Annotated in this window: 26 protein-coding genes, 1 tRNA gene and 1 pseudogene; 12 read left to right on the top strand and 16 right to left on the bottom strand. The window is 68.9% G+C overall.

The window, feature by feature from the left end:
- Positions 1 to 335 precede the first annotated feature (335 nt).
- Both ACFYY6_RS20665 and ACFYY6_RS20660 read right to left on the bottom strand, forming a co-directional pair.
- Positions 336 to 710 (bottom strand): hypothetical protein, encoded by a 375-nt coding sequence (locus ACFYY6_RS20665; protein ID WP_389194525.1) that lies wholly within the window; start codon positions 708 to 710, stop codon positions 336 to 338.
- An 87-nt stretch (positions 711 to 797) separates the two neighbouring features.
- Positions 798 to 1,067, bottom strand: a complete 270-nt coding sequence (locus ACFYY6_RS20660; protein ID WP_386609005.1) for a hypothetical protein — start codon at positions 1,065 to 1,067, stop codon at positions 798 to 800.
- Between the two features lie 137 nt (positions 1,068 to 1,204).
- On the opposite strand from ACFYY6_RS20660, the gene ACFYY6_RS20655 reads away from it, so the two are divergent.
- Entirely contained in the window at positions 1,205 to 1,909 is a 705-nt protein-coding gene (locus ACFYY6_RS20655; protein WP_388651584.1) for a helix-turn-helix domain-containing protein, read from the top strand.
- 80 nt (positions 1,910 to 1,989) lie between these two features.
- Here the strand turns inward: ACFYY6_RS20655 and ACFYY6_RS20650 are convergent, their stop codons facing one another.
- Positions 1,990 to 2,322, bottom strand: coding sequence for an SCO0607 family lipoprotein (locus tag ACFYY6_RS20650; RefSeq protein ID WP_351630841.1), 333 nt, complete (start codon positions 2,320 to 2,322; stop codon positions 1,990 to 1,992).
- A gap of 436 nt (positions 2,323 to 2,758) precedes the next feature.
- On the opposite strand from ACFYY6_RS20650, the gene ACFYY6_RS20645 reads away from it, so the two are divergent.
- The 3 genes from ACFYY6_RS20645 to ACFYY6_RS20635 all read left to right on the top strand — a co-directional run bounded on the left by ACFYY6_RS20645 (position 2,759) and on the right by ACFYY6_RS20635 (position 6,979).
- Complete coding sequence (locus ACFYY6_RS20645) at positions 2,759 to 3,427, top strand: DUF4232 domain-containing protein (RefSeq protein ID WP_351630844.1); 669 nt, start codon at positions 2,759 to 2,761, stop codon at positions 3,425 to 3,427.
- A 186-nt stretch (positions 3,428 to 3,613) separates the two neighbouring features.
- The gene (locus tag ACFYY6_RS20640; RefSeq protein ID WP_389194522.1) at positions 3,614 to 4,720 is read left to right on the top strand and encodes a hypothetical protein; all 1,107 of its coding nucleotides are present in this window, start codon (positions 3,614 to 3,616) and stop codon (positions 4,718 to 4,720) included.
- 201 nt (positions 4,721 to 4,921) lie between these two features.
- The gene (locus ACFYY6_RS20635; protein ID WP_389194519.1) at positions 4,922 to 6,979 is read left to right on the top strand and encodes a PA14 domain-containing protein; all 2,058 of its coding nucleotides are present in this window, start codon (positions 4,922 to 4,924) and stop codon (positions 6,977 to 6,979) included.
- 984 nt (positions 6,980 to 7,963) lie between these two features.
- Here ACFYY6_RS20635 and ACFYY6_RS20630 read toward each other — a convergent pair.
- Both ACFYY6_RS20630 and ACFYY6_RS20625 read right to left on the bottom strand, forming a co-directional pair.
- Complete coding sequence (locus ACFYY6_RS20630) at positions 7,964 to 8,395, bottom strand: SRPBCC family protein (RefSeq protein WP_351517676.1); 432 nt, start codon at positions 8,393 to 8,395, stop codon at positions 7,964 to 7,966.
- Positions 8,396 to 8,543: 148 nt separating this feature from the next.
- Entirely contained in the window at positions 8,544 to 8,840 is a 297-nt protein-coding gene (locus ACFYY6_RS20625) for a hypothetical protein (RefSeq protein WP_351517678.1), read from the bottom strand.
- Positions 8,841 to 9,235: 395 nt separating this feature from the next.
- Here ACFYY6_RS20625 and ACFYY6_RS20620 point away from each other — a divergent pair, with 395 nt between their 5' ends.
- Entirely contained in the window at positions 9,236 to 9,484 is a 249-nt protein-coding gene (locus ACFYY6_RS20620; RefSeq protein WP_351517679.1) for an SCO4226 family nickel-binding protein, read from the top strand.
- A 36-nt stretch (positions 9,485 to 9,520) separates the two neighbouring features.
- Here ACFYY6_RS20620 and ACFYY6_RS20615 read toward each other — a convergent pair.
- From ACFYY6_RS20615 to ACFYY6_RS20585, 7 genes and pseudogenes are all read right to left on the bottom strand, one after another.
- Positions 9,521 to 9,874: pseudogene (locus ACFYY6_RS20615) on the bottom strand (nucleotidyl transferase AbiEii/AbiGii toxin family protein); the annotation flags it as partial.
- Positions 9,875 to 10,534: 660 nt separating this feature from the next.
- Positions 10,535 to 10,936 (bottom strand): DNA-binding protein, encoded by a 402-nt coding sequence (locus tag ACFYY6_RS20610; protein WP_351630859.1) that lies wholly within the window; start codon positions 10,934 to 10,936, stop codon positions 10,535 to 10,537.
- Positions 10,933 to 11,181 carry a type II toxin-antitoxin system CcdA family antitoxin gene (locus ACFYY6_RS20605; RefSeq protein WP_351517683.1) on the bottom strand — a complete coding sequence of 83 codons (249 nt, stop codon included), beginning with the start codon at positions 11,179 to 11,181 and terminating at the stop codon, positions 10,933 to 10,935. Before ACFYY6_RS20605 ends, ACFYY6_RS20610 begins: the two co-directional genes overlap by 4 nt.
- A 298-nt stretch (positions 11,182 to 11,479) precedes the next feature.
- On the bottom strand, positions 11,480 to 12,679 hold the full coding sequence (locus tag ACFYY6_RS20600; RefSeq protein ID WP_386609014.1) for a PP2C family protein-serine/threonine phosphatase: 1,200 nt from the start codon (positions 12,677 to 12,679) through the stop codon (positions 11,480 to 11,482).
- 243 nt (positions 12,680 to 12,922) lie between these two features.
- Positions 12,923 to 13,195, bottom strand: coding sequence for a hypothetical protein (locus ACFYY6_RS20595; RefSeq protein WP_073789036.1), 273 nt, complete (start codon positions 13,193 to 13,195; stop codon positions 12,923 to 12,925).
- A 42-nt stretch (positions 13,196 to 13,237) separates the two neighbouring features.
- Positions 13,238 to 13,504 (bottom strand): hypothetical protein, encoded by a 267-nt coding sequence (locus ACFYY6_RS20590; RefSeq protein ID WP_351517687.1) that lies wholly within the window; start codon positions 13,502 to 13,504, stop codon positions 13,238 to 13,240.
- A 298-nt stretch (positions 13,505 to 13,802) separates the two neighbouring features.
- The gene (locus tag ACFYY6_RS20585; protein ID WP_351517688.1) at positions 13,803 to 14,408 is read right to left on the bottom strand and encodes a DUF5994 family protein; all 606 of its coding nucleotides are present in this window, start codon (positions 14,406 to 14,408) and stop codon (positions 13,803 to 13,805) included.
- Between the two features lie 309 nt (positions 14,409 to 14,717).
- On the opposite strand from ACFYY6_RS20585, the gene ACFYY6_RS20580 reads away from it, so the two are divergent.
- The 3 genes from ACFYY6_RS20580 to ACFYY6_RS20570 are packed head-to-tail and all read left to right on the top strand — an operon-like array spanning position 14,718 to position 15,760.
- Positions 14,718 to 15,215, top strand: a complete 498-nt coding sequence (locus ACFYY6_RS20580; protein ID WP_351630865.1) for a DUF5994 family protein — start codon at positions 14,718 to 14,720, stop codon at positions 15,213 to 15,215.
- Positions 15,212 to 15,568 carry a PRC-barrel domain-containing protein gene (locus ACFYY6_RS20575; protein WP_389194514.1) on the top strand — a complete coding sequence of 119 codons (357 nt, stop codon included), beginning with the start codon at positions 15,212 to 15,214 and terminating at the stop codon, positions 15,566 to 15,568. Before ACFYY6_RS20580 ends, ACFYY6_RS20575 begins: the two co-directional genes overlap by 4 nt.
- A 27-nt stretch (positions 15,569 to 15,595) precedes the next feature.
- Positions 15,596 to 15,760 carry a hypothetical protein gene (locus ACFYY6_RS20570; protein WP_351517690.1) on the top strand — a complete coding sequence of 55 codons (165 nt, stop codon included), beginning with the start codon at positions 15,596 to 15,598 and terminating at the stop codon, positions 15,758 to 15,760.
- 131 nt (positions 15,761 to 15,891) lie between these two features.
- On the opposite strand, the gene ACFYY6_RS20565 is transcribed toward ACFYY6_RS20570, so the two are convergent.
- A tRNA-Gly gene (locus ACFYY6_RS20565) sits at positions 15,892 to 15,962 on the bottom strand.
- 502 nt (positions 15,963 to 16,464) lie between these two features.
- Here ACFYY6_RS20565 and dcd point away from each other — a divergent pair.
- The 3 genes from dcd to ACFYY6_RS20550 all read left to right on the top strand — a co-directional run bounded on the left by dcd (position 16,465) and on the right by ACFYY6_RS20550 (position 18,423).
- Positions 16,465 to 17,040, top strand: coding sequence for a dCTP deaminase (gene dcd, locus ACFYY6_RS20560; RefSeq protein ID WP_351524201.1), 576 nt, complete (start codon positions 16,465 to 16,467; stop codon positions 17,038 to 17,040).
- 6 nt (positions 17,041 to 17,046) lie between these two features.
- Positions 17,047 to 17,547 (top strand): phosphoribosyltransferase, encoded by a 501-nt coding sequence (locus tag ACFYY6_RS20555; protein ID WP_351630871.1) that lies wholly within the window; start codon positions 17,047 to 17,049, stop codon positions 17,545 to 17,547.
- 342 nt (positions 17,548 to 17,889) lie between these two features.
- Positions 17,890 to 18,423: a DUF2690 domain-containing protein gene (locus ACFYY6_RS20550; protein ID WP_351630887.1), complete on the top strand. Its 534-nt coding sequence runs from the start codon at positions 17,890 to 17,892 to the stop codon at positions 18,421 to 18,423.
- Positions 18,424 to 18,590: 167 nt separating this feature from the next.
- On the opposite strand, the gene ACFYY6_RS20545 is transcribed toward ACFYY6_RS20550, so the two are convergent.
- The 3 genes from ACFYY6_RS20545 to ACFYY6_RS20535 all read right to left on the bottom strand — a co-directional run bounded on the left by ACFYY6_RS20545 (position 18,591) and on the right by ACFYY6_RS20535 (position 23,092).
- Positions 18,591 to 19,571, bottom strand: coding sequence for a Yip1 family protein (locus ACFYY6_RS20545; protein ID WP_386609018.1), 981 nt, complete (start codon positions 19,569 to 19,571; stop codon positions 18,591 to 18,593).
- 311 nt (positions 19,572 to 19,882) lie between these two features.
- Positions 19,883 to 22,165, bottom strand: a complete 2,283-nt coding sequence (locus ACFYY6_RS20540; protein WP_389194511.1) for a heterodisulfide reductase-related iron-sulfur binding cluster — start codon at positions 22,163 to 22,165, stop codon at positions 19,883 to 19,885.
- Positions 22,166 to 22,267: 102 nt separating this feature from the next.
- Complete coding sequence (locus ACFYY6_RS20535; RefSeq protein WP_389194508.1) at positions 22,268 to 23,092, bottom strand: sugar transferase; 825 nt, start codon at positions 23,090 to 23,092, stop codon at positions 22,268 to 22,270.
- A 276-nt stretch (positions 23,093 to 23,368) separates the two neighbouring features.
- On the opposite strand from ACFYY6_RS20535, the gene ACFYY6_RS20530 reads away from it, so the two are divergent.
- Positions 23,369 to 24,460: Hsp70 family protein (locus ACFYY6_RS20530; RefSeq protein ID WP_351524196.1), on the top strand; the 1,092-nt coding region annotated here is incomplete at its 3' end.

The raw sequence follows: 24,460 nt of genomic DNA, 5'->3' as shown, positions 1-24,460 counted from the left end.
GAAAGTGGGGCCGAGGAATTCATTCCTCCCGGAATGCCCCCACATGCCATCAGCCCACTGGAAGTAAGATGATCTTAGCATCGGGCTCTCGGGTAAATGTCAAGACCGCCAGGCCAGTTGCACTCTTGGCGCGGAATGTTCACATAAGGGGTCGGAACCGGCGCCCCCATCGGCGCGGTTGGCCCGGCCATGTCCCGTTCTGTGGGGCATGGCCGGGCATGTGACCTGAACCTGACGGAAATTCGGGGTGCTGGATCTCCGGCGGCCGGCGCGGCGGACGCGGTGGTGTGACGGTCGCGGATGCGGCCAGGTCGCGGGGTGGCGAGGTCACGTGGTCATGTGATCACGGGGGCGCGAGTCCCGAGGCCGCGGGGATCGCGGGGTCGCGCGGCGGCGGTGGCCCCGGTCGCCGCGTGGGCGGCCTCCGCCCGGTTGAGGAACTCGCACGCGAAGTGCCACTGGCGGCCGGTGAAGACGTGCTCCGGCGCGCTCGCGGGGAACTGGATCGTCAGCCGTACGCACAGGCCGCGCGGCCCGTCCCGGAACTCGTGCATGACCCGCACCACCTCGGTGCCGTCGGCGAGCCTGCCGGTGCCGCCGATCCGGACCGGGTGCGTCCCGTACCCCTCGCCCTCGGTCGGCAGGCCTTCGTGGAAGGCGAGGAAGCGGCGCAGCGGCCCGGAGCCGATGGTCTCGACGATCTCGACCACGCCGTCCGAGGGGTCGGCGAGGTAGTGCTCCGGGTCGGCCGTCAGCAGTGCGATCCGGTCGCCGCTCGCGAGCTTGCCCTGACCAGGTCAGGAACCTGTCGGCGTCGATCCCCCTCGAACTCCATCTCGGTCACGGCGGAACCGCCATGCCCCGCCCGATGCCTCCGGCAGCGGTGCCATCGCCCGGTCCGCGGCCCGGAGGTCCGGGGCCGGCAGTTCGCGCATCCGCTCGTCGCCGAGCCGGTCCTTGAGCAGGGTGAGCGCCGCACGGGAGCGCTCCAGCTCCCACCGGCGGATGTCGTCCCGCGTGCGCTCGATGCCGTCGATCACGGTCCGGACGGTCATTGCACCACTCATGACATGCCCCTTGCGCCGCTGCGCGCACTGCGCGGCGCTCACAACCGGAGAAATTTCCTCCTTACTGAGGGGGGATCATAGCGGAGAGAAACTCTCCGATTGATTCGGAGGGTGGTGATCAGGAAGGGCGGTGAGCCGTGCGGTCGGATGCGGCGCGCAGCAGACGGCGGATTCTCGACGCGGCCCGTGAGGTGTTCCTGGAGCGCGGCCTGGACGCGCCCCTGGACCTGATCGTGCGCCGGGCCGGGGTGGGGCCGGGCACGCTGTACCGGCGATACGCGGACCGGGAGGCGCTGGTCCGGGATCTGACCGGTGACCTGCTGTCCTGTCTGGAGACGGCGGCCGAGGAGGCCGCGGCGGGGGACGGTGACGCCTTCGAGGCCGTGCGCCGGTTCGTGCACGCGGCGGCGGACCTGCGGGCGGGCGCGGTGATCCTCGTGCTGCTCGAAGGACTCGTGGTCGACGAGGAGCTGGTACGCGTCCGGACCGGCGCCGTGCACGCGGTGGAGGGCCTGATCGACGCCGCGCACCGGGCCGGCCGGCTCCGCCGCGACATCGGCATGGGCGACCTGGTGCTGCTCTCGATCCGGCTGTCCCGCCCCCTTCCCGGTGGGCTGTCCCGCCTCGACGCCGACGGCGGACTCCTCCACCGCCATCTCGACCTGGCGCTCGACGGGCTCGCCGCCGATGCCGCGAGCGTCCCGCCGCCGGACCCGGACCTGCCGCCGACCCGGCCCGTGTCCTTCGCCGACCTCGTCGCCGCCGCCGACCGGCCGACCGTGACGGTCCGGGAGGCCGAGGAAGAGCCGAGCGGCACGCCGACACCACCGGCACCGCGTTGAACGAGCTCCGCCGCGCGGGAGTGGCGCTGAGCGGCGAGCCCGTCGTCATCTCCTGAACTCCGCCGACTGCGGCGGGTCGATCAGCCCGGCTCGGAAACGGTGATGATCGTGCCGTTCTCGTCGACGGTGTGGGTTCGCCAGTACTTGTCCCACTTGTCGTCGACGTGCTTCGGGACCTTTCCCTCCGGGTAGCGGACGTACCCCTTCGGCGGCTGCTCGTCGTTCGGCACGCACGCGCTGCCGGTGGCGCCGACGGTCATGACCGGGTACTCGCCGTCGCCGCAGATGCTGTCCTCGAACGAGCAGCCGGTGAGCAGTGCCGCAGCGGCCAACGCGGTCAGTGCGGTCAGTACGGTCGGCCTGGGGCCCGCGACGGATGCGTGACGGCGCCGGGGCCGGGTGAACGTGCGCATGGTCTGTCTCCCTGTGGGCGGTTGGGAACAGCCTGGCCGACGGATGCAGGGTCGATCGTGAGTCCGAATACTCAGCCGGGATCCGTGCATGTGCGCGAGATGTGTGTGCCAGCGCTGGTTCGTTCGCGAAATCCGACGCGTCGATTCGCGAATATTTCACAAGCCATGGATATCCGGTCGAGGGTCGAAAGAGGAATTCCTGCCTCCTGTTCCGGAATCTTTGCGTGGCAGCGCCGGAGGGCCTTCGGTGGCTGCCGAGGGTGGCGCTGCCCTGCCGCGACCAGCGGAAACCCCCTGCTCAGGTCAAGTCGGCGCGCCGAAGAATTCTGGTGACAGAACGCGAACATACCCTGGATCGTTCCGTGACCGGACTCTCTGTATACATTTCCTTGTCGCGAAAATCGGTGCGTCCATCAATTCGGCAGAGGGAAGAGAAATGTTCGGCAAGCGTGCTCGTAAGACTGTCGTCGCCGCCATCGGTCTGGCCGCGGCGTTCTCGCTCACCGCATGCAACGGCGACGACGCCGATGGTGCCGCCGCCCCGGCCGCCTCCTCGGCGGGCCAGAACACGGGATCTTCGAACTCGACAGGTACCTCCGGCTCGGGGTCCAAGGAGTCCGCGGGCTCCTCCGGCTCCGGCTCTTCCGGCTCCTCCGGCTCCGGTTCCTCCGCCGGGAAGGGCACGGGCGACGCCAAGGCGGGCGCCTGCCGCACCGACGCGCTCCAGGTCGAGGCCGCCGACAACACCACCGACAAGAAGGAGGGAGTGGTGACCGTCAGTTTCAAGAACACCGGCGGCGACTGCGTCGTGAACGGCTTTGCCGGCGCCGACCTCAAGACGGCCGACGGTTCCTCGATCTCCCTGGACCGTAACGGCGACGCCACGGGCCGCGACGTCATCAAGACGGGCGACCTGGCGGCCTTCAACATCTACTTCCCCATCAACAACTCCGGTGGTTCCGGTATCCGCCCGACCAAGATCGTGGTCACGCCGCCGAACGAGACCAAGTCCGTCACCGTCTCCTGGCCGGCCGGCAGCCTGCCCGCGAGCGACGACCCGGACGGCACCAAGCTGGAGATCAGCCCGGTCCGCAGGGTCGGCTGACCGCGCCACGAGCCGCCCACCGGCGTATCCGATGATGCAGAGCCCAGGCCGACGGCCTGGGCTTTCGCGATGACTGGACTCCTTGCCGTGATGACTGGACTCCTTTCCGGTGAGTGGACTCCTTTCCGGTGAGTGGACTCCTTTCCGTCCGGCCGTGACAATCGGTCCGGCAGAGGGGGAGGACCGATGGCCGACGTATTCGTGTGCGCGCGGTGCGGCGCCGCCCTGACGGCTCCCGTGTCACCGGTCGCGCTTCCCGTCCACGCCCGCCAGACGTGCGGGCACCAACTGCTCCCCGCCCTCATGGAATCGGGGACGTACGCCGTCGATCCGGAGCCCTCCGGCCCGCCGTGGCGGCCCTGGAACGAGATCGGGCCCGACGAGGCGGCGGCCCGCGGCGTCTTCGCGCCGCTTCACGGCCTGTCCTTCGGGGAGCCCGGAGCGGTCGTCGTCGCGCCGGGCGATCTGCGCGACACCGCCCTGATCCCGGACCGGCTCGGTGGCTCCTGCATGGGCCTGGACGGGCGGGACGGCCCGAACGTGGCCTGCGCGAACTGCGGGCGGGCGGTGGCGACCCGCGTCGACGACTGCTCGTACTGGCAGACGGCATGGCTCGTTCCGCACGCCGTGCGCCGTGTCCCCGTCGACGGCGGCCCGGACCACCGCCCGGCGGCCGAGTGGCAGACGCTGATCCGGGAACAGCAGGGTGGCACGCCACCGGTCGAACAGTCCGGGGCCTGGGACCCGCGCTGGGGGGCGGCGATCGGCGCATCCCTCGCCCATCTGCTGGCGGCCTCGGCAGGCGCCCGGGTGACGATGTCCGCCGGTCTCCTCGCGGACACCTTCGGTCACGCTCTCGATGCCCTGCTCCCACCGGGCCCGCCGAAGAGGAGGCGCGCCCCCTCCGTCCCGGGCCATTCGGTGAGGAGGCTGACCCTGGACGGACCGGGCCTGCGCTCCCTCGACCCGGCCCCCGACATCGCCCTGGTCCCGAGGCATCCGCGTACCGGGCGCGTGTGGGCCTCGCCCGGCGCCGCGGACACGGTGCCGCTGGCCGCCGACGTGTGGACGTACCTCGCCCTCCACGATGAACGTTCCCTGGTGCCTGTGACGGGCGGACTGCCCGACGGTGTGCTGCGCGACGACCCGCTGCCGGCACACCCCTGGCAATTCCTCCGCCCGGATCCGTACATATTCCTGGACACGCTGGCGCGCCTGCCGACGGTGCGACAGCCGTGGCTGCGCGAGATCCACGACCGGGTGCGGGCGCACCCGTACACCCGCCCGTTCTGAGCCCGTCCCGCGAACCGCCTTTGGGAAGGGGCGAGGGGCGGCGGGTACGGGCGGGCGACTCCACAAGGCCGCAGCCCCTCAGGAAGGATCACCTGCCGGGACGCGGGGCCAGATACACCAAGCACTACAACCAGGCAACCACTTCGTGGGTCATGGTGGTTGGCCGGATTTCTCGGCCGCCGATCCACACCGAAGGAACGCATGAACCGACCCAGAGGTACGACGGTCGCCGCGGCCTGCGCTGTCGTACTCGCCACCGCAGGCGGCCTGCTCAGTGTGGCCCCCTCCGCCTCCGCCGCCGCTGTGACCTGCGCATCGCCCGTCTTCAAGCGGACGTTCTACGCGAACACCACGTTCTCCGGGACGCCCAAGCGCACGGACTGCGACTCCACCATCAACGAGAACTGGGGTAACCGGGCGCCCGGGTACAAGGGCATGCCCGCCAACAAGTTCGGCGTGCGCTGGTCCATGAGCCGCGACTTCGGCTCCGGTGGGCCCTTCTCGTTCACCGTCTCCGCCCGCGACGGCATCCGCGTCTATCTCGACGGCGTCCGCAAGATCGACGTGTGGAAGGACGGCTCCGCCACGGTCACCAGGACCGTCAACGTGACCGTCCCGAAGGGCAAGCACAGCCTCCGCGTCGACTACGTCAACTGGACCGGCGCCGCGAACGTCAAGTTCGGCTACGCCCCGCGCACGTCGGCGAGCGTCGACAAGGTCAAGCCGCTCGTCCCGACCGGCACCACCGTCAGGTACGACGCGACAAGCACGTCCACGGAGGTCTCCTGGGCCAAGAACAAGGAGATGGATCTCGCCGGATACCGCGTGTACCGGCGGCTGAAGGGCGCCTCCTTCCCCTCGAAGCCGATCGCGACGACGACGGCCACCTCGTGGACCGACACGACCGTCCCGAAGGACGGCTACGTCTACTACTACGAGGTCCGCGCCTACGACAAGGCCGGCAACACCTCGTCGGGCACCGCGGACATCGGTATCACCACTGTCGACCGGACCGCCCCGGCCGCCCCGAAGGGCGTCGACAAGAACTGGTCCATGAACTACCCGGACCGCGTCACCCTCTACTGGGACGAGAACAAGGAGCCGGACCTCGTCGGCTACCGGGTGTACCGCTCGACGACACTCCCCGTCGCCCTCACCCCCGAGAACCTGCTCAGCGGCGACGAGCCGACGTATTACAGCTACTACAGCGTTCCCGTGCCGCAGACCGGCGACGTCTACTACTACGTCGTCACCGCCGTCGACACGCACGGCCTCGAATCGGCCGCCTCGTCCTACGCGATGTACTACACGCGCGACAAGACACCCCCGGTGGAGACCGCGTTCAACCTGCGGGCCGAGGAGGGCGAGGCGGGCGTCATGCTGACCTGGGACCCTTCCGAGGGGACCAGCAGGGACTTCGCGGGCTACTCGGTCTTCCGGAGGCGCGCCACGGCCACCACCGGCACCGCGCCCGAGGAGGTCGGCAAGGGCGTGAAGGGCACCACCTTCACCGACGTCGCCCCGCCTCCCGGCACCACGTACATCTACTACGTCATCTCCCTGGACCACGCCGGAAACGGGGGCCCCTCCTCCGACAAGGTCACCGTCGCCGTCACCGGCAACACGACCGCCCCCGCCGCGCTCACCGGACTGACCGCCACCCCAGAGGAGAACGGCGTCACCCTCTCCTGGGACGCGAGCGACGCCCCCGGCCTCACCCACTACCGCGTGCTGCGCGGCACCCTCTCCGACGGGCAGTGGGCATACGCCCCGGTCGAGGACCCCACGACCTGGCGCCCGAGGGAGATCAAGGAGTCGACGTTCCACGACATGGTGCCGGCCGACGGACAGGAGGCGCGCTACGCGGTCGTCGGCGTCGACCAGTACGGCAACCAGCTCGCCCCGGAGACCGGCGCGACCGTCGTCGCCGTCACCGCACTGGACCTCCGCCCCACCGCCCCGCCCGCCACCGGCGGCCCGTTCTCCTTCGCGAGCGCGGGTACGAGCGGCTACATCTCCTGGGGCTTCGTCGACACCACCGGGAACGAGAACGGCAGCCCGGCCACCGACATCCTCGTCCGCCGCTGGAACCCGCAGACGGGGGAGTTCGACCTGATCAACACCTCGCCCAGCAACTCCGGCTCGTCGTACTGGGACCTCACCCAGCCGTCCGCCACCACGGTGTACTACCGCCTCTCGGTCCGCTACGCCGACGGCACCGAGTCCGCCGCGACGGAGGCGGTGGCCGTCACCTACTGAGCCCGCTTCCGCGGCCTCTTCGCTGAAGAGGCCGGCCTCGTACGGAGGGCCCGGAAGCATTGCTTCCGGCCCTCCCGGTACCTGCCGGTCAGCGGCGAAGGCCCAGCGGCCGACCAGTTCCCGTTCCCGCCGATTGGTGAAGGGGCGATGAGTTCCGCTCTCGACGTCGGTCATATCGGTCATATGGGCGACACCGGCGACGCGAGGAAGGTCCCCTCATGGCTCACACACTCGGCGCACCCCACGCCGCTCCCCGTCACCACTCCGGCGCCGCGGCCGACGGCATGGCTTGCCCTGGTCGGCGGGGCGGCGGTTTTGCGCCGACACTCGGGCATGAGGGAGACGAGACCCCAGTCCGCTTCGAAGCCGGGCAGTCGTCATGACCGGACCGAGGCGAAAGCCATGCCCCTGTGCCCCGAAGACTCTGTCCGCTCCGGAGCGTTCGGCGAGCCGGAGCACCCGCTCCCGCACTCCCGCCCACGTGTCCTCACCCATGGGTACACGCCAGGGCGACGCGCACCGTACCGACACGGAATTGACCGTGGAGCACGAGTGGCCGGCGCACGCTGTCCTCTGCCGTCGCCGGCGTGATCGATCGCGACGGCAGGAACCAGGTCGGTGGGCTCGCCGACCATACACGGCAAGGGTGCCGACTGCACCGGCCGAGAAACCTGAGAGGTCTAGTGCCGGGAGCGGCACTAGACAATAGCCAAGCCCCAGGTCCCTGACCTGGGGCTTCATCCGAAGAGCGGGTGACGAGAATCGAACTCGCGCTCTGAGCTTGGGAATCAGAGCCGCCCGCGAGGCCGGCATGGGGCTGACCAGGCCAGACGCCGACTGGGCGTCCCGTGCGGAGGTGCACTGGGCACCGTTGCTGACCGCTGTTTGCCGGGCTGAAGGCACGGGCGGGGCACGACGGCCGCGGACCGCACTGCCGTCATACGCCTTCGTGAAGCGTGAGGCCAACCCCGACCGGTGGGGGCCTCACCGTTCCCGTTCCACCAACTCCTTGAAGTGCTCGAGATCGTCCCGTACAAGCCGTTCGATCGCGGTCGCCTGGGCGAACCCCTTCGGCCCGCCGAACGCCTCCTTGACGGTGCCCGGGTCGTACTCGATCCGGGCCTGGACTCGGGTGTGCTCCCGGTCGATGGGCAGCAGTGAGAAGGTTCCCGCCAGGTCCGGACCGCTCGTGGTCCGCCACTCCAGCATGTGTTCCTTGCCGCGATCGGTGATCTCGGCTTCGAACTCCTGAGCCCGGCCGCCTGCGTCGACGTCCAGGCGCGCCCGGTGCCCGTCCTCCGAACTGGCCTCGCGTACTCCTTCGACGAATCGCGGATAGTTCTCCACTTCGTGGAGGTGTTCCCAGGCCACAGCGATCGGAACAGCAACGTCGATCTGTTCTTCGAGAGTGCTCATCGGCCACCTCAGAACTCGGTTCACCATTTATGGGGCCATGACTCCAGTATCGCCCCCGGAGGATCGATGGGGGCCGGGAGTCGGTGTCCGCGCCCGGGGCTGCCCGTCCTCGGCGTTCCGGGACGCGGACAGAAGGGCCGCAGCGGCTTCAGGCGTGCCCGGTTCCGAGTTCGCGGCCGCGGTAGAAGCCTTCCCGCTCCTCGACGATGTAAGGGGCCATGGCTTCACGCCGCTGCGTCTCCGCCGCAGAGGCCCGCCAGGAGTCGCACGCTTCCTTGGTGTCCCAGAACGACACCCCGGTGATCTCTTGCCCGTCCTCGGACCAGTACGCGTAGGCGCGGCGCAGCGCCTGGGGGTACGGGTCCGGGCGCCAGGCCCGCTCGAACTCCTCCAACGTGCCCGGCTTGATGCGGCGTGTCGTCACCCAGACAAAGTGCTCCACCATCGCGGCCTCCTCTGGAACGCCGGTTCGACTTGATGGCGCTTTCTCGAGCCATCGTAGGTTTGTGGCACGGCTTCCGCCCCTGCTGCGGCTGTGGACCAACAGGGAAGTCTGGGGGTGACCTGACGAGACTCTGACCTGCGCGTTTCGGGGCGGTCACGGTAGTTCCCCGTCGTCCCCCCGTCCGGTACTGCTGGATCGGGCACGTGGAGGGCACGCACGGCTTTCTGTCGCGCTGGCAGCCCTGGCCTCTCGTCCGATGTCGCATGTGCTGGAAACCGGCTGGCGGGTGTCGCACGGTCGCCATCACGGTCGTACAGGCACAGGATGGACATAACGAAGCCGGCAAGCGACTCAGCATCCGCCGGGACGCGGCAGTCGGAAGGAGGCACGACACCATGGCCCGGTTCATGGACGTCCACCACGGAATGAAGGGCCTCACGGCCGACCAGCTGATGGAAACCCACAAGGCCGACCTGGCCATCGAGAAGGAGGAAGGCGTCCACTTCGAGAAGGCCTGGGCGGACCCGGAGTCCGGAACTGTCTACTGCCTCTCTGAGGCCCCCTCGGCTGAAGCGGTCCAGCGCATTCACGAACGTGCTGGTCACCGGGCCGATGAGATCCACCCAGTCCCCCTGACCGTGTGAAAAGTAGCCCTCTGCCCACGGAGAACCTCAGGCGGGGGACAGCACCAAGCCGTGCTCGGTGTGCACGGGTGGCCTCCAGAGTGCTTCCTTGAGGATGTCGACCTCGCACTCCTCACGGCTGATGGGATCTGTGACGATCAGACGCGCGGACAACGGGTCTGTTTCCAGAGCCCTCACGTGCCATCCGCGCTGCTCCAAGCCGGTGCGCACGGCAGTAGCGATGTCCTCCATGCGTTGCGGATTCTCGGTTGCGACGTCGAGGTCCTGGCTGAGCCGGTCGACCAGTCCGTGGGCCTGGACCGCGTAGCCGCCGGTAAGCGCCAGAGGGTAAGCACCACCCACGGCGAACAGGTCTGTCAGCAGGCGGCGGTGCAGGTCCGTGAGGTTCACGCAGCGGCCTGAGTGCTGTGAGCAGCTCGGCGAAGGAGATCTCCCGGACCACACGGGCATCATGGCTGACCAGTGTGCGCAGCGTGGGCCACGGACCGAGGAGCAGGTCGTGGTTGAGATCAGGTCGTCGTGTTGGCCCTCGGTCAGGACGATGCGGTAGTAGCTCATCCGCAGCCGGGGCTGGTCATGGTCGAACGTGGCCAGTCCCGACCACGCCAGATGAAGCGGCAGGCTCGCTGTGCCGTGCTCGGGGCCGGCAAGTCAGAGAGCGCTGCGGGCAGGTTCCGGGCGAACTTGGCGCGGCGAAGATCGGAAAGACTGGGCTGCGACGCCATGCATCGATTACCCAGGAAGAGGCCCCGCGGGCACTCGGTCAGCTGGTGATACAGCACTGCAAACAGAGAAGCCCCGGGCTGCTGGCCTGGGGCTTTTGCATGGAGCGGGTGACGAGAATCGAACTCGCGCTCTGAGCTTGGGAATCAGCGGTGCTTGAGCCTTTGAAGGGACCCTGACCTGTGCTTTTCCATCGCACGGGGTGCATGGCTACGGGCTCTGGAGACCGCACCTGACCGCTGTTGCCCGCTCCGCTGGGCACGGATGGGGCACGAGGGCTGGCAGCGCAACGGGTGCCATGGTGCGTGCTACGGGTGGGCCAGCGGGTCAGAGAGGGATGATGCGGACTTGGTTGCCACAGAGCTTGGTCATGTCGTCGCTGTCGGACGTCAGGAGGGCGACGGGTTTCGGCTGGCGCAGGGCGACTTCGGCGACCGTGGCGTCGATGGCGTACTTGTGCCCGTGCAACCCGGCACCTTTGAGGAGCTCCGCTGCCGCTTTCGCCGCCTGTTCGGTGACCGGTTCCACCTTGATCCGGGACAGGGCCCAGTTCAGGCGGGGCATGTTGGTGCGGGAGTGGGTGACTTCCACGATGGTGTTCGCCCCGATGACCAGGTCGGCGCCCATGTCGTGGAAGACCTGCAGCATCGCGAGGAGCTTGCGGTCCTGCGCGACCCAGGCGGAGAGCCCTTCCGAGTCCAGGACGACGGTCTCGATGCGCTCGCTCACGCGGCGTCCGCGTCCTTGGAGGAGTCGGCGTCGCCGAAGATCTTCGCGCGCGCCTTGGCGAGCTCCTCGTCGCTGAAAGGTCCGTGCTGCTCCTCGTGGCGACGGAGGTCGTCGCCCAAGAGTTGGTGCCGGATCTGGCGGGCTACGGCTTCCGCCACGTAGCCGGAGACGTTGTCCGTGAGCTTGCGGAGCTCCGCCACCTGGTCGCTGGGGAGCGTGACGGTGATGCGAGTCGTCGAGGACATGCGGCAAGCATACTCCAGTATGCACGTGCTGGCTCGGCTTCTATCCGCGGCGGGGCCCGGTCCGATACCGCCGGTGGGCAAGCGAAAGGCCCCGGTCGCTGACCAGGGCCTTCATCAAAGAGCGGGTGACGAGAATCGAACTCGCGCTCTGAGCTTGGGAATCACCCGGCACTTGGGTCCGTGAGTACCCCCTGAACTGCGGAAACGCCCTCCGGCATCCCGGCGTTCGGGGATGCCGGAGGACCTCTGTTGACCGCTGTTCACCGCCTCTACTGGCACGTTGTGGCACGACGGCGGATCAGCCACGCCACTCGACCAGGACGAGCGTGGCGTCGTCGGTGGTGGTCTCGCCGCGGGCCCGTTTGAGCGTGTGGGACAGGTCGCGTGCCACGGTTCGTACTGCTCGGTCGGCCTGGTCCAGTCGATGGACCCAGTCGATCAACTGGTCCTCGCCGAACTGCTCCTGTCCGCTCGCGTGTTCCTCGACCAGGCCGTCGGTGAAACAGAGGATGCGGTCACCGGGTTCGAGTGTCAGGTCGCTGATCTGCGGCTGTGCCCCTCCGAAGCCGACAGGGAGGGTTGTGGGGCTGTCCAGACGGTGCACGACGCGGTGTCCGCGGATCAGCATGGGGGCGGGGTGGCCGGCGTTGACCCACTGGAGGCGGCCGGTGTTCGTGTCCAGCCGCAGCATCTGCGCGGTGACGAAGTGGTCGGGGGCGAACTGCTCGGCCACGGCACGGTCCATGAAGAGGTAGATCTCGGACAGCTCGATACTGATGCGGCGGGCGTGCCGATAGGCGCCGATGGCGACGGTGGCCATGGTGGCCGCGTCCAGGCCGTGGCCCATGGCGTCGATCATGGCGAGGTGGAGGATGTCGCCGTTCAGGGCGTAGTCGAAGCTGTCGCCCGCTACGTCGTAGGCGGGTTCGAGAACTCCGGCGACGGCGACGCGCGGCATGGTCATGGTCAGCGGCGGCAGGAGCGACCACTGGATCTCCGCGGCGACGCTCATCGGTTCGCTGCGGCGGGTGCGGAAGAAGAGGTCGGTGTAGCCGTTCTTGGTCTGCAGCAGTCCGGCGACCAGGCCCGCGATCCTGCGCAGGATGCGGCGGTCGTCGTCGTCGACCGCGTCCAGGGTGACGGTCAGGACGCCGGCCTGGTCGCCGCCGTCGAGCAGTGATACGTGGACGCGTACCCCGTCGGCCAGCGGCAGTTCGACCAGGCGCGATGTGAGAAGACACCTGCCGGCCTCCGAGTCGCCGATGGGCAGTGGCTCGCCGCCCGTCAGCCCTTCGGCGGGCAGGGGCACCAGCTTCTGTTGCCCGTAGTCCTGGAGGAGGATTTGCGGGTCCCGGCCCCCCAACCGGCTCACTGTCTCGGCGACGACCAGCCCGACCCGGTGGGGCGGCAACTCGTGCGCCCGGTCCAGGACCGCACCCAGGAGTCCCTCCCCGAAGCTCTCCGAGCGATCGGGTTCCCCGAGCCGTCCGACGGTCATCCCGTTGCCTCCAACCGGGCGGCGAGGACCTCGTCCGGTGCTGCGGTACGGGGCGGGTGCGGGTACCGAGGGCGCGCAGCGACCGGATACCGGAGCGGGCCGCACCAGAGATGTGGCCTCCAGGATGCCCCTCGGCGGCAGGTCACGCCACATGGCCACCACCGCGCGGGGGCGCTGGCCGCAGGTGACCGCGCCCTCCTTCCCCGAGCCTTTCGAACTGACCGGATCCGGAGGCGAACGGGCTCAGCCGCGCTCCTCCTCCTCCGCCTCCATGAGGCGGATGCCTTGGTGGGTGAGCGAGACCATCGCGGGTGTGTTTCCCGGCTCCCAGTCGACGGTGACCAGCCCCTCGCCCGCGAGGTAGCCGCAGGCGGCAGCAAGGTCCTGCTCCGGGATGCGGAGATCGTGCTCGAGCGCGGCTCCGGTGACGCCGAGCAGGCGGTTGCCCTCGGCGGCTGCGTAGAGGGCCTGGAGGATTTGTCGGCGGTACCGCTGCCGCTCGTGGAGTGTCGCCATGGCCGCGTGGTCCTGTCGTCGTGTGGTGTCATTCGTGGCCGGTCAGGGTTCCTCGGCGTGGGGGCCGGTGCCGGTGGGTGGTCTGCTGGTGGCGAGCCAGGAGCGGGCGGGTCCGGCGGCGGTCTCGGTGTCGACGGTGAGGTGGAGCCGCGTGCCGCCGCCCGGCGTCGGGTAGCTGCGCTGCTCCGCCCCGGCAAAGCACCGGCGGATCACTTCGGCGACCGCGCGGGCGGCCTCGGGGGTGGCGGAGACGATACGGATCTCGGCGTGCCCGGCCTGCGGCAGAGGCTCGTTCTCGGCGGGGTGCAAGAGAGCGTGTTCCCTTCGGACGAAGCGAGAGGCCGACGAGTGGGATGTTCCTGGTGTCGGGTGCCCACCTGCGGCCTTCGGTCGGAGGAGTGGTTTTGAGGTCAGGGCCAGGTACCCGCACGCCCACGACCGGCGATTCGTTCGGGCGACCTGAGGTGTCTGTGGCCGGGGGGACGGCTCAGGGAGGGACAGGGAGCGCTGAAGCGGTGGGCCGCTGTGCGTGCGTCGTGCTGGGCGTTCAGCCGATGGATCAGACGTATGCCGAGCGCGATCAGAAGCGTGCCTGCCACGAGGGAGATCACGGCCTCCATGTCGGCACCCGCATGTACCCCGGCAGGGGGATCATCCGCGCGCCGACGACCGAGTGCGCCGCCGGGTGCGGCTGGGGCGCCCGGGCGGCCCCGCCCTCGCTCTCCCAGGCGTCTTCGCTGCTCCGTGCCTCCCGCATACGGCGGCCGGTCGCGGCTTCGTCGGACATGAGCCCGCCCGCGGTGAGGATGCTTCCGGGCAGGGCCGCGGCGGCCATCAGCCGGGCTGCGGAGGCGGGTTCGGTCTCGGGGGGAATCACGAGCAGGTCGCAGCGGCCGGTCGTGTAGGACAGCAGGATGATCTTGTCGGGATCCTGCTCGGTGAACCAGCCCACGTGCAGGACGTGGTCGGTGCCGGCGACCTTGTGCGGGACGACGGGCCAGTGGTCGGGATTCACCAGGACGCGGGTGATGCGTCCCCAGCGCCCTTCGAGGGCGTCGGCCAGCGGCGGCAACTCGGCTGCCAGGTCGCGTGAACGGGGCCACCAGGCGCCGTCGAGCCGACCGGCCAGCATGGTCTTCGGGGTGAGCGACAAGCGTGCCGGAAGTCCTGGGGAGGGGGCGCGGCTCGCTGTTCTGTCGAGGGTGGTGGTCATGGTGCGAACCTGCCCCCGGGCTGCCCGCGGCAGCCCGGTATTTTGTGTTCCCCGGAAACGACACCTGCGTGGAAGCTGGTGCTCGAAGTACTTCCGGTGCGTCCAGTCTACGTCCGAGCAGCTATCTTTCGTCCTGATGCGGTGCGAGACTTCCGGTTTCGTGTGGACGAGTGTGCGGCGACGGACGGATATGCGGGAGCCGGAGTTACCGTGAAACGACGGCACAGTCGCCCCGCCGACGGCCCGGCACCCACACAGGTGGGGCCCGCGAGGGCCACGGCAGCTCACCCGTAGATGGGCGGATCCACCATGGCCGACTCAGACATCCCGCCCACGCCCCCGTTGCTCCTGCCGGACGCGATCCACCAGGTGGTTCGACCCGGTACGGCTCTGCTCCGGCTGGAGACGACGCACTCCCGGCAGGGCGTCCTCGACGGGGCGTGGTGGCCGCGCACCCACGACGTGGAGCAGGAGGTTCCCGCGCTGGTGTCCGTCCTGACTGAACACCTCGGACCCATCACCCGGGTGGGCCTGGACGCCGCCGCCTGGGACGCGATACCGACCCGCCTGATCATCGACGACCGGATCGTGCACCTCGACTCCTTCCCCGTCGGAGACGACACCGTCCTGATCACCCGCGGCGACAAGGACCACTTCGCGCTGATGGTGGTCCCGCCGGACACGGAACCCGATGCCGCCCGCACGGCCATGGCCCGCGCGGTCCACGCCGACAACATCACGCAGGCCACCGAGATCCTCGTCGCCACGCTTCCCCCACCGACGACCGAGCATGGAGGAGCGGCGTGATCCAGATGGCGGACATCCGCGAGTGGCGCAACCAGGAAGTGGTGGACCCAGGCGGCCACAAGATCGGCGAGCTGGAATCCGTCTACGTCGACACCAGCACCGGCGAACCGGCCATGGCCACGGTCCGTGTGGGCATGCCCACCCGGCACCGCCTCGTGTTCGTCCCCTGGAGGGCGGCGATGGTCGGGCCGGGGTACGTACGGGTCGCCCATGACAAGAAGCTGGTGAAACGGAGCCCCTCGATCGACACGGACGGCGTCCTGCCTTTCGAGGACGAGGGAGCCGTCTTCCGCCACTACGGCCTCGCCTACGAGCCCGGTGCGAACGGCGAACGGCAACTGGCCCGACGCTGAGCCGACGACCGCCAGGGAGGCGGCCCCGTGACACTCTTCCTCGCCCTGATCATCGTCGCGATCATTCTGAGACTCATCGTCGCCGACGGACTCCTCTTCCTGCTCTTCATCGGCATCGCGGTGCTCGTGGCAGATTTCCTCTACATGGCCCTGCGCACCCGCCACTTCGCCCATCACCGCCCGCTCCGGTGACTTCAGGCGCGGCCGGAGTGGGCCCCAGCGGTCCGGACGCTCGGCTGCGGTGGTGCGCCGGAGGGCACGGCCGATCTGACAGGCTGGACAACGATGAAGGCCCCGGTCGCTGACCGGGGCCTTCATCAAAGAGCGGGTGACGAGAATCGAACTCGCGCTCTGAGCTTGGGAAGCTCATGTTCTACCATTAAACTACACCCGCGAAGCACAGTGATCATCGATCGCTTGTGCAGTTCCACACTCTACCCCATGCCAGACCCCCGGCGGCGCCGTGGGTCTTTTTGGTGTGCGAAGACACCGGCGCGAAGGGTGGATGCGGGCGCTGGGGGCGGGAGTTGGGGGCGTAGCGTAGGGCGTCGGAGTGCCGCCTGGAGTGGCGTCCTGTTCATCCCCTAATGTGGCGTTCTCGTCCACGTCTTGATGGGGAAGGGACTTGATGGACTCCATGGAGCGCACCGTCGTCCGCTGTGCCGAAGGGCACGTTTTCGCTACCGCCTCGTTCCCGATGCAGCAGCTCGGGTCCGGACGGATCGGCCCCGGGCGGCTCATTCGCTGTCCTCGTTGCGCGCGGCTGCGGCATGCCGTGCCCGTGGTGTTCGAGCAGCGGTAGCGGAAGGCCGCGGATGACGCGGCAGGAGCGGTGACAGGCGCGCGGGGCGGTCCCTGGTTGGGGCGGGCCCGCGCGTTCTGCGTATCCTCGGGGAGTGCTTCTCTCAGACAAGGACATCCGGGCCGAGATCGACGCCGGACGTGTACGCATTGATCCATTCGATGCGTCGATGGTGCAGCCATCGAGTATCGACGTGCGGCTCGACCGCTACTTCCGGGTGTTCGAGAACCACCGTTACCCGCATATCGACCCGGCCGTCGAGCAGACCGATCTGACGCGCATGGTCGAGCCGGACGGGGACGAGGCGTTCATCCTGCACCCCGGTGAATTCGTGCTCGCCTCGACGTACGAGGTCATTTCGCTTCCCGACGATCTCGCGTCGCGGCTGGAGGGGAAGAGTTCGCTGGGGCGGCTCGGGCTGGTGACGCATTCGACCGCAGGCTTCATCGACCCGGGATTCTCCGGGCACGTGACGCTGGAGCTGTCGAATCTCGCGACTCTGCCGATCAAGCTCTGGCCGGGCATGAAGATCGGGCAGCTGTGCATGTTCCGGCTGAGTTCGCCGGCCGAGTTCCCGTACGGCTCCGACCGGTACGGATCCCGGTACCAGGGCCAGCGCGGGCCGACGGCGTCGCGTTCGTACTTGAATTTCCATCGGACCCAGGTGTGATACCGAATGAGCGATGACGTGCGGGAGAATCTGACGTACGAGGCATTCGGCCATGCCGTGCGCGAGCTGGCGCAGACCGTGGCCGACGACGGTTACGAGCCCGATATCGTGCTGAGCATCGCGCGCGGCGGGGTGTTCGTCGCGGGCGGCCTCGCCTACGCGCTGGACTGCAAGAACATCCACCTGGTGAACGTCGAGTTCTACACCGGAGTGGGGACCACCCTGGAAATGCCGGTCATGCTGGCACCCGTTCCGAATGCGATCGACTTCTCGGACAAGAAGGTGCTGATCGCCGACGACGTCGCCGACACCGGGAAGACGCTGAAGCTCGTACGCGATTTCTGCATCGACCACGTGGCCGAGGTGCGCAGCGCGGTCATCTACGAGAAGCCGCATTCGCTCGTGAAGTGCGAGTACGTGTGGAAGAAGACCGATCGCTGGATCAACTTCCCGTGGAGCGTGGAGAAGCCCGTCGTACAGCGTGGCGGACAGGTCCTCGACGCCTGAGACCCGGCGCACGCGGACTTTGACTTCGAGGCCCCGCGGACGCGGGCCTGAGGCGCGGACGCGAGCCTGAGCCGCAGTGGACGTCAGGCCCGCCGGGCCTCGGGCGTGCGCCTGTGCGGGGTAGCCGTGACGTCCGGCGGGGAACACTCTCCTTCCAGGTGGACAGGTCTTGCCATGGTCTGTGGCGGAACTGGGGGAGAGATGGCAGAAGGGAACGGCACTCCGTCGCCCGGAGGGCCGAGCGGTCTACCCGAAGGAGCCGGTGGCTCCTCGACCTCCCGCTCCCGATGGCGCGGCTGGGCAGGGCGCCACGGGCCCGAGACGTTGATCGGCGCGTTGGTCGTGACCGTCGTCGGCGCGGTCGCCTCCGTGATCCTCACCTCGGTGTTCGAAGGCGGTGACGACGAGGAGGCGAAGGGCGCGCCTCCCGCCGCGTCCGGGTCGTCGGGCACGGCGACGCCCGGGTCCGCCGCCTCGCCCTCCTGCGCGGCGGAGACGTGCGTGGGACTGGATCCCAGGACGGCTGGGTGCGATGTGGGCGCACGGACGCTGGAGAAGGACTGGGTCGGCACGATGCAGCTGGAGATCCGGTACAGCGAGCGGTGCGCGACGGTGTGGGGCAAGCTGACCGGTGCACGGCCCGGCGACACGGTGACGATCAACACCACGCCCTCGCAGCGGCAGGCCGCGTCCGTGCGCGAAGGACAGACCAAGTACACGCCGATGCTCGCCGTCGAGGACGACTTCTCCGCCCAGGCGACCGCTACCGCGGTCAGCGGGAAGCCGGACGAGGAGATCCCGAAGGGTTACACCCTCCGGGTCGGGGCGGACCGGACGTCGCTCCCGTCGGCCTCGGCGAACGCACAGCCCGTGTAGGCGCAGCGCATATGGGCACGGACCACGAACGCGCAGGCCGTGCGGGCACGGACCACGAACGGCGCAGCGCGTGCGGGCCCGGTCCGCACGGGCGACGGCCCCGGCACCGTCGTGCGGTGCCGGGGCCGTCGCGCACGCGCCGACGCGGTGCGATGCGGTGCCGTGGGTCAGATCGTGCCCAGCTTGATGATCGACAGCAGGGCGACCAGCTGGATCGCGGACGCGCCCAGGGCCTTCGGCCACGGCAGGTCGTGCGACTTGCTGACCATCGTGGTGAAGAGCGCGGCCGAGGCCAGCCAGGTGACCCAGCCGAGGACCTGGACCAGGGAGTTCTCGCCGCCGAGGAACAGGGCGAAGATCAGGCGGGGCGCGTCCGTGATCGACATGATCAGCATGGAGAGGCCCACGGTCGGCTGCCAGGCACCGTCGCCGCCGAGCTGGCGGGCGAGAGTGTGCGTGACCGCTCCCAGGACCAGGCCGCCGATGACGAAACAGACGCCCGTGACGACGACGTAGGGGATCGCCGTGGAGATCGTCGCGTTGATCGCGTCTTCCCGGGCCTGGTCGAAGCCGAAGAGGGCGAGCAGGCCGTACAGGAACGTGACGATCAGCGCCGGGCCCCAGACGGGGTAGTCGCGCATCTGCCAGAAGGTCGGCCCCGGGCGCAGCACGATGCCGCTGAGCAGGTCCTTCCAGCGCAGCCGCGGGCCCGCGGGCTGGGCGGGGGCCTGACCTGCGCGGTAGGTGCTGCCGTCGCCGTACGGGTCCTCGCCGAGGCTGAACGCCTGGGTGTGGCCCGGGGAGTTGGCGTACGGGTCGCCCTGCCGCGGGCCTCCGTGGGGGTGGGGTTGCTGCTGGTACGGGTCGCCGAAGTACTCCGGCTCGCCGTGACCACCGGCGTGGTGGCCGGGGTGATGACCGGGCCCGGGGCCACCGGGGTTGTAGCCGCCCTGGTAGCCGCCGTTGCCGTCGTTGGCGTAGCCGCCGTGGTGGTACGGGGGAGGGGCGCCGTTGCCGCCCGCCGGCGGCCATGGCTGCTGCCCGTACGGTGGTGGTGCCTGTGTGCCGTACGGCTGCTGCTGCGGTTGCTGCTGCGCCTGTTGCGGGGTGCGGTTGTCCCGGCCGCGTCCGATCCTGAATCCAGCCACTCGTCGAACGTACCTGGTCCGCGCGGGCGTGGTGAGAGGGCTGGGTAAACCCGCCCGCCATTGCGGCCGAGCTGTGACATCCCCTAAGGGAGACCCCGGGGGAGACCCGGGGAGGCGCCGGGGCCCTGGAAACCGGCTGAGAGGGGCGGGGCGGCTCCGCCGTACCGGGTGTACCCGTACCCGAACGCGAACGGGCGCGCCTGCGGGGACACGGGAACGCGGGGGCGGGGGGAAACACGGGAACGCGGGAGCGGCCGGGCCCGCCCCAGAGGCAGGTCCGGCCGCTTCCGTCGTACGGCGGTCCGGGCGGTCTACTTCACCGGCTCCGGCTCCGGTTCGTCCGCCGATTCGGCGTCGCCCGCCGGGTCGGCCGGGGTCTTCACGGAGTCCAGCAGCAGCTGCGAGACGTCGACCACCTGGACCGACTCCTTCGCCTTGCCTTCGTTCTTCTTGCCGTTGACCGAGTCGGTCAGCATGACGAGGCAGAACGGGCAGGCGGTGGAGACGATGTCCGGGTCGAGGGACAGGGCCTCGTCGACGCGCTCGTCGTTGACGCGCTTGCCGATCCGCTCCTCCATCCACATCCGGGCGCCGCCCGCGCCGCAGCAGAAGCCGCGTTCCTTGTGGCGGTGCATCTCCTGCTGGCGCAGGCCGGGGACCTTGTCCATGATCTCGCGCGGCGGGGTGTAGATCTTGTTGTGACGGCCCAGGTAGCACGGGTCGTGGTACGTGATCAGGCCCTCGACCGGGGTCACCGGGATCAGCCGGCCCTCGTCGATGAGGTGCTGGAGCAGCTGGGTGTGGTGGATGACCTCGTACTCGCCGCCGAGCTGCGGGTACTCGTTGGCGATGGTGTTGAAGCAGTGCGGGCAGGTCGAGACGATCTTCTTCGCCGACTTGGCCTTCTTCGTCGAGTCGTCCACACCCCCGTCCTCGTCGAGGGACTCGCCGAACGCCATGTTCAGCATCGCCACGTTCTCCTGGCCGAGCTGCTGGAACAGCGGCTCGTTGCCGAGGCGGCGGGCCGAGTCACCGGTGCACTTCTCGTCGCCGCCCATGATCGCGAACTTGACACCCGCGATGTGGAGGAGTTCCGCGAACGCCTTCGTGGTCTTCTTGGCCCGGTCCTCCAGGGCGCCCGCGCAGCCGACCCAGTACAGGTAGTCGACCTCGGTCAGGTCCTCGACGTCCTTGCCGACGATCGGGACCTCGAAGTCGACCTCCTTGGTCCACTCGACGCGCTGCTTCTTGGCGAGACCCCAGGGGTTGCCCTTCTTCTCCAGGTTCTTGAGCATCGTGCCCGCCTCGGACGGGAACGCGGACTCGATCATCACCTGGTAGCGGCGCATGTCGACGATGTGGTCGATGTGCTCGATGTCGACCGGGCACTGCTCCACGCACGCACCGCAGGTGGTGCAGGACCACAGCACGTCCGGGTCGATGACGCCGTTCTCCTCGACCGTGCCGATCAGCGGGCGCTCCGCCTCCGCGAGCGCCGCGGCCGGGACGTCCTTGAGCTGCTCTTCGGACGCCTTCTCCTCGCCCTCCATCGTCTTGCCGCCGCCGGCCAGCAGGTACGGGGCCTTGGCGTGCGCGTGGTCGCGCAGGGACATGATCAGGAGCTTGGGGGAGAGGGGCTTGCCCGTGTTCCAGGCCGGGCACTGCGACTGGCAGCGGCCGCACTCCGTGCAGGTGGAGAAGTCGAGGATGCCCTTCCACGAGAACTGCTCGACCTGCGAGACGCCGAAGACGTCGTCCTCGCCCGGGTCCTCGAAGTCGATCTCCTTGCCGCCGGACGTCATCGGCTGCAGCGCGCCCAGGGCCGACTCGCCGTCCGCGTTCCGCTTGAACCAGATGTTCGGGAAGCCGAGGAAGCGGTGCCAGGCGACACCCATGTTGGTGTTGAGCGAGACCGTGATCATCCAGATCAGCGAGGTGCTGATCTTGATCGCGGCGACGAGATAGATGAGGTTCTGCAGCGTGCCGAGCGTGAGGCCCTGGAACGCGAGGACCAGGGGGTACGAGATGAAGTACCCGGCCTCGTAGCCGTCGATGTGGTGGATCGCGCCTTCGAGACCGCGCAGGGCGAGGATCGCCAGGCCGATGATGAGGATGACGTACTCGACGAAGTACGCCTGCCACGCCTTGGAGCCGGCGAAGCGGGACTTGCGACCGGCCCGCGAGGGCAGGTTCAGCAGCCGGATGGCGATCAGCGTAAGAATGCCGGCCACCGTCATCAGGCCGATGAACTCGGTGTACATCTCGAACGGAGCCCAGTCGCCGATGATCGGCAGCACCCAGTCGGCCTTGAAGAGCTGGCCGTACGCCTGGAGCAGGGTCGGCGGCAGCGTCAGGAAGCCGATGGCGACGAACCAGTGCGCGAAGCCGACGATCCCCCACCGGTTCATCCGGGTATGGCCGAGGAACTCCTTGACCAGGGTGATCGTGCGCTGCTTCGGGTTGTCGGTACGGCTGCCTGCCGGGACCGGCTGTCCGAGTGTGACGAACCGGTAGATCTGCGCGACTGCTCGGGCGATGAGCGCAACGCCGACCACAGTCAGCACCAGCGACACGATGATCGCGGCGAGTTGCATTTGGGGGCTCCTCGGGCCTGCGAGGGTGGGATCCAGCGTCTACGAGCGAATACTCGCATCTACTAAGCAGTAACTTAATCAGTCCGTGCTGACACTACCCACTTATTCCGCGGCGCTGTAGCCGCATCGGCGGTGATCTGTGTCGCTCAGGTGCGCCTCCTCGGGGCGGGTCGCCCCGAGGAGGCCCCGGAACAGTGGAATCCGTACGGAACGCGCCAGGATGGCCAGGTCGAGGCGCACCCCGCGGTGCTCGGCGTAGTGCTGGTCGAGCAGGTCGGGTTCGTCCCAGGGCATTCCGGAGCGGGAGCGGATCTGCGCCAGGCCGGTGAGGCCCGGTTTCAGTTCCTGCCGCCAGTGTCGCGCGCCGGATGTGCTGGGTGTGCCGGACGTGCCGGATGTGTCGCCGGGATCGCCGGGTCCGCCGGGGTCGGTGGCGTCTGCGTGGTCCACGGGATTCGTGGTGCTCGTGGGGCGGGACCGGGGGTCGTCCGGCGACAGGGGCTCCGGGCCGACGAGGGAGAGGTCCCCGCGTACGACGTGCGGCAGGCGGGAGAGCACGTCGAGTCGCAGCCGACGGGTGCGCAGCGAGCACAGGGTGAACACCCTGCCTCCCTGTCCGACCCGTGGCGAGCGTTCGATGATGCCGCCCGGCGGCCTTCGTGCCGCGAGGACGAGGGCGCCCGCGGCGAGCGCCGGGGCGGACAGGACCAGCAGGGCCGATCCGAGGGTCAGGTCCAGGGCGCGCTCGGCCGACGGGCGCCGCCCCGGACGCCGCTGTGGGGTGCGGTCCGGGCGGTGTCCCGCGAGTCGTGCCGGGCGGCGCTCCAGGGGTCGCGCGAGGGCTGCCGCCGACGGTCGGTGCGTGAGGTGTCGCCGCCCCCGTCCTCTCCGTTGCTCCCGTTGTCTCCGCTGCCCCTGTCTCTGCATCGTTCGCACCTGCCTGGTGGGATCGGTGAGCCGGAGTGCCAGGTTTGCGCGACTCGCGGCGGTTTATGACAGAACGATCCCATGGCCTGATGATGGGGAGGGGTTGTGTGGCCCGTGGGGCGAGCGAGTGTTGTCCAGGAGCGGTCGGGATGTTCGGTGCGAGCGCGGTGGGTGCACGTTAGTTGAGTCGGTTCGACTCAACTCTATTGACACTGGGATTCGTGTCATGCATCCTTGAGTGAGTTCCACTCAAGTAGTCATCCTGGAGGAATCGAAATGGCACGTGCGGTCGGCATCGACCTGGGCACGACTAACTCCGTCGTCAGCGTTCTCGAAGGCGGCGAGCCCACCGTCATCACCAACGCAGAGGGCGCCAGGACCACGCCGTCCGTCGTCGCCTTCGCGAAGAACGGCGAGGTGCTGGTCGGCGAGGTCGCCAAGCGCCAGGCGGTGACCAACGTCGACAGGACGATCCGCTCGGTCAAGCGCCACATGGGCACCGACTGGAAGATCGACCTGGACGGCAAGAAGTTCAACCCGCAGCAGATGAGCGCCTTCATCCTGCAGAAGCTGAAGCGTGACGCCGAGGCGTACCTGGGTGAGAAGGTGACCGACGCGGTCATCACCGTTCCCGCGTACTTCAACGACTCCGAGCGCCAGGCCACGAAGGAGGCCGGCGAGATCGCGGGCCTGAACGTCCTGCGCATCGTCAACGAGCCGACGGCCGCCGCTCTGGCGTACGGGCTCGACAAGGACGACCAGACGATCCTCGTCTTCGACCTCGGTGGCGGCACCTTCGACGTCTCGCTGCTGGAGATCGGCGACGGCGTCGTCGAGGTGAAGGCCACCAACGGTGACAACCACCTCGGTGGTGACGACTGGGACCAGCGCGTCGTCGACTACCTGGTGAAGCAGTTCGCCAACGGGCACGGCGTGGACCTGTCCAAGGACAAGATGGCGCTCCAGCGTCTGCGCGAGGCCGCGGAGAAGGCGAAGATCGAGCTCTCCTCCTCGACGGAGACCACGATCAACCTGCCCTACATCACGGCGTCCGCCGAGGGCCCGCTGCACCTGGACGAGAAGCTCACGCGCTCGCAGTTCCAGCAGCTGACCGCCGACCTGCTGGAGCGTTGCAAGACGCCGTTCAACAACGTCGTCAAGGACGCGGGCATCCAGCTGTCCGAGATCGACCACGTCGTCCTCGTCGGTGGCTCGACCCGTATGCCGGCCGTCGCCGAGCTCGTCAAGGAGCTGACCGGTGGCCGCGAGGCCAACAAGGGTGTGAACCCGGACGAGGTCGTCGCCATCGGCGCCTCGCTCCAGGCCGGTGTCCTCAAGGGCGAGGTCAAGGACGTCCTGCTGCTCGAC

Source organism: Streptomyces sp. NPDC001750 (genome assembly GCF_042892615.1).
Lineage (GTDB): Bacteria > Actinomycetota > Actinomycetes > Streptomycetales > Streptomycetaceae > Streptomyces.
This window is presented reverse-complemented; position numbering and strand designations above follow the sequence as displayed.

Excerpts from the sequence above, each read along its gene's own strand:
- ACFYY6_RS20600 (WP_386609014.1), bottom strand. The coding sequence starts at position 12,679 with ATGACCGTCGGACGGCTCGGGGAACCCGATCGCTCGGAGAGCTTCGGG.
- ACFYY6_RS20605 (WP_351517683.1), bottom strand. The coding sequence starts at position 11,181 with ATGTCCTCGACGACTCGCATCACCGTCACGCTCCCCAGCGACCAGGTG.
- ACFYY6_RS20595 (WP_073789036.1), bottom strand. The coding sequence starts at position 13,195 with ATGGCGACACTCCACGAGCGGCAGCGGTACCGCCGACAAATCCTCCAG.
- ACFYY6_RS20645 (WP_351630844.1), top strand. The coding sequence starts at position 2,759 with ATGTTCGGCAAGCGTGCTCGTAAGACTGTCGTCGCCGCCATCGGTCTG.
- ACFYY6_RS20555 (WP_351630871.1), top strand. The coding sequence starts at position 17,047 with ATGAGCGATGACGTGCGGGAGAATCTGACGTACGAGGCATTCGGCCAT.
- ACFYY6_RS20660 (WP_386609005.1), bottom strand. The coding sequence starts at position 1,067 with ATGAGTGGTGCAATGACCGTCCGGACCGTGATCGACGGCATCGAGCGC.
- ACFYY6_RS20640 (WP_389194522.1), top strand. The coding sequence starts at position 3,614 with ATGGCCGACGTATTCGTGTGCGCGCGGTGCGGCGCCGCCCTGACGGCT.
- ACFYY6_RS20620 (WP_351517679.1), top strand. The coding sequence starts at position 9,236 with ATGGCCCGGTTCATGGACGTCCACCACGGAATGAAGGGCCTCACGGCC.
- ACFYY6_RS20625 (WP_351517678.1), bottom strand. The coding sequence starts at position 8,840 with ATGGTGGAGCACTTTGTCTGGGTGACGACACGCCGCATCAAGCCGGGC.
- ACFYY6_RS20630 (WP_351517676.1), bottom strand. The coding sequence starts at position 8,395 with ATGAGCACTCTCGAAGAACAGATCGACGTTGCTGTTCCGATCGCTGTG.
- ACFYY6_RS20650 (WP_351630841.1), bottom strand. The coding sequence starts at position 2,322 with ATGCGCACGTTCACCCGGCCCCGGCGCCGTCACGCATCCGTCGCGGGC.
- ACFYY6_RS20540 (WP_389194511.1), bottom strand. The coding sequence starts at position 22,165 with ATGCAACTCGCCGCGATCATCGTGTCGCTGGTGCTGACTGTGGTCGGC.
- ACFYY6_RS20585 (WP_351517688.1), bottom strand. The coding sequence starts at position 14,408 with ATGACCACCACCCTCGACAGAACAGCGAGCCGCGCCCCCTCCCCAGGA.
- ACFYY6_RS20635 (WP_389194519.1), top strand. The coding sequence starts at position 4,922 with ATGAACCGACCCAGAGGTACGACGGTCGCCGCGGCCTGCGCTGTCGTA.
- ACFYY6_RS20580 (WP_351630865.1), top strand. The coding sequence starts at position 14,718 with ATGGCCGACTCAGACATCCCGCCCACGCCCCCGTTGCTCCTGCCGGAC.
- ACFYY6_RS20535 (WP_389194508.1), bottom strand. The coding sequence starts at position 23,092 with ATGCAGAGACAGGGGCAGCGGAGACAACGGGAGCAACGGAGAGGACGG.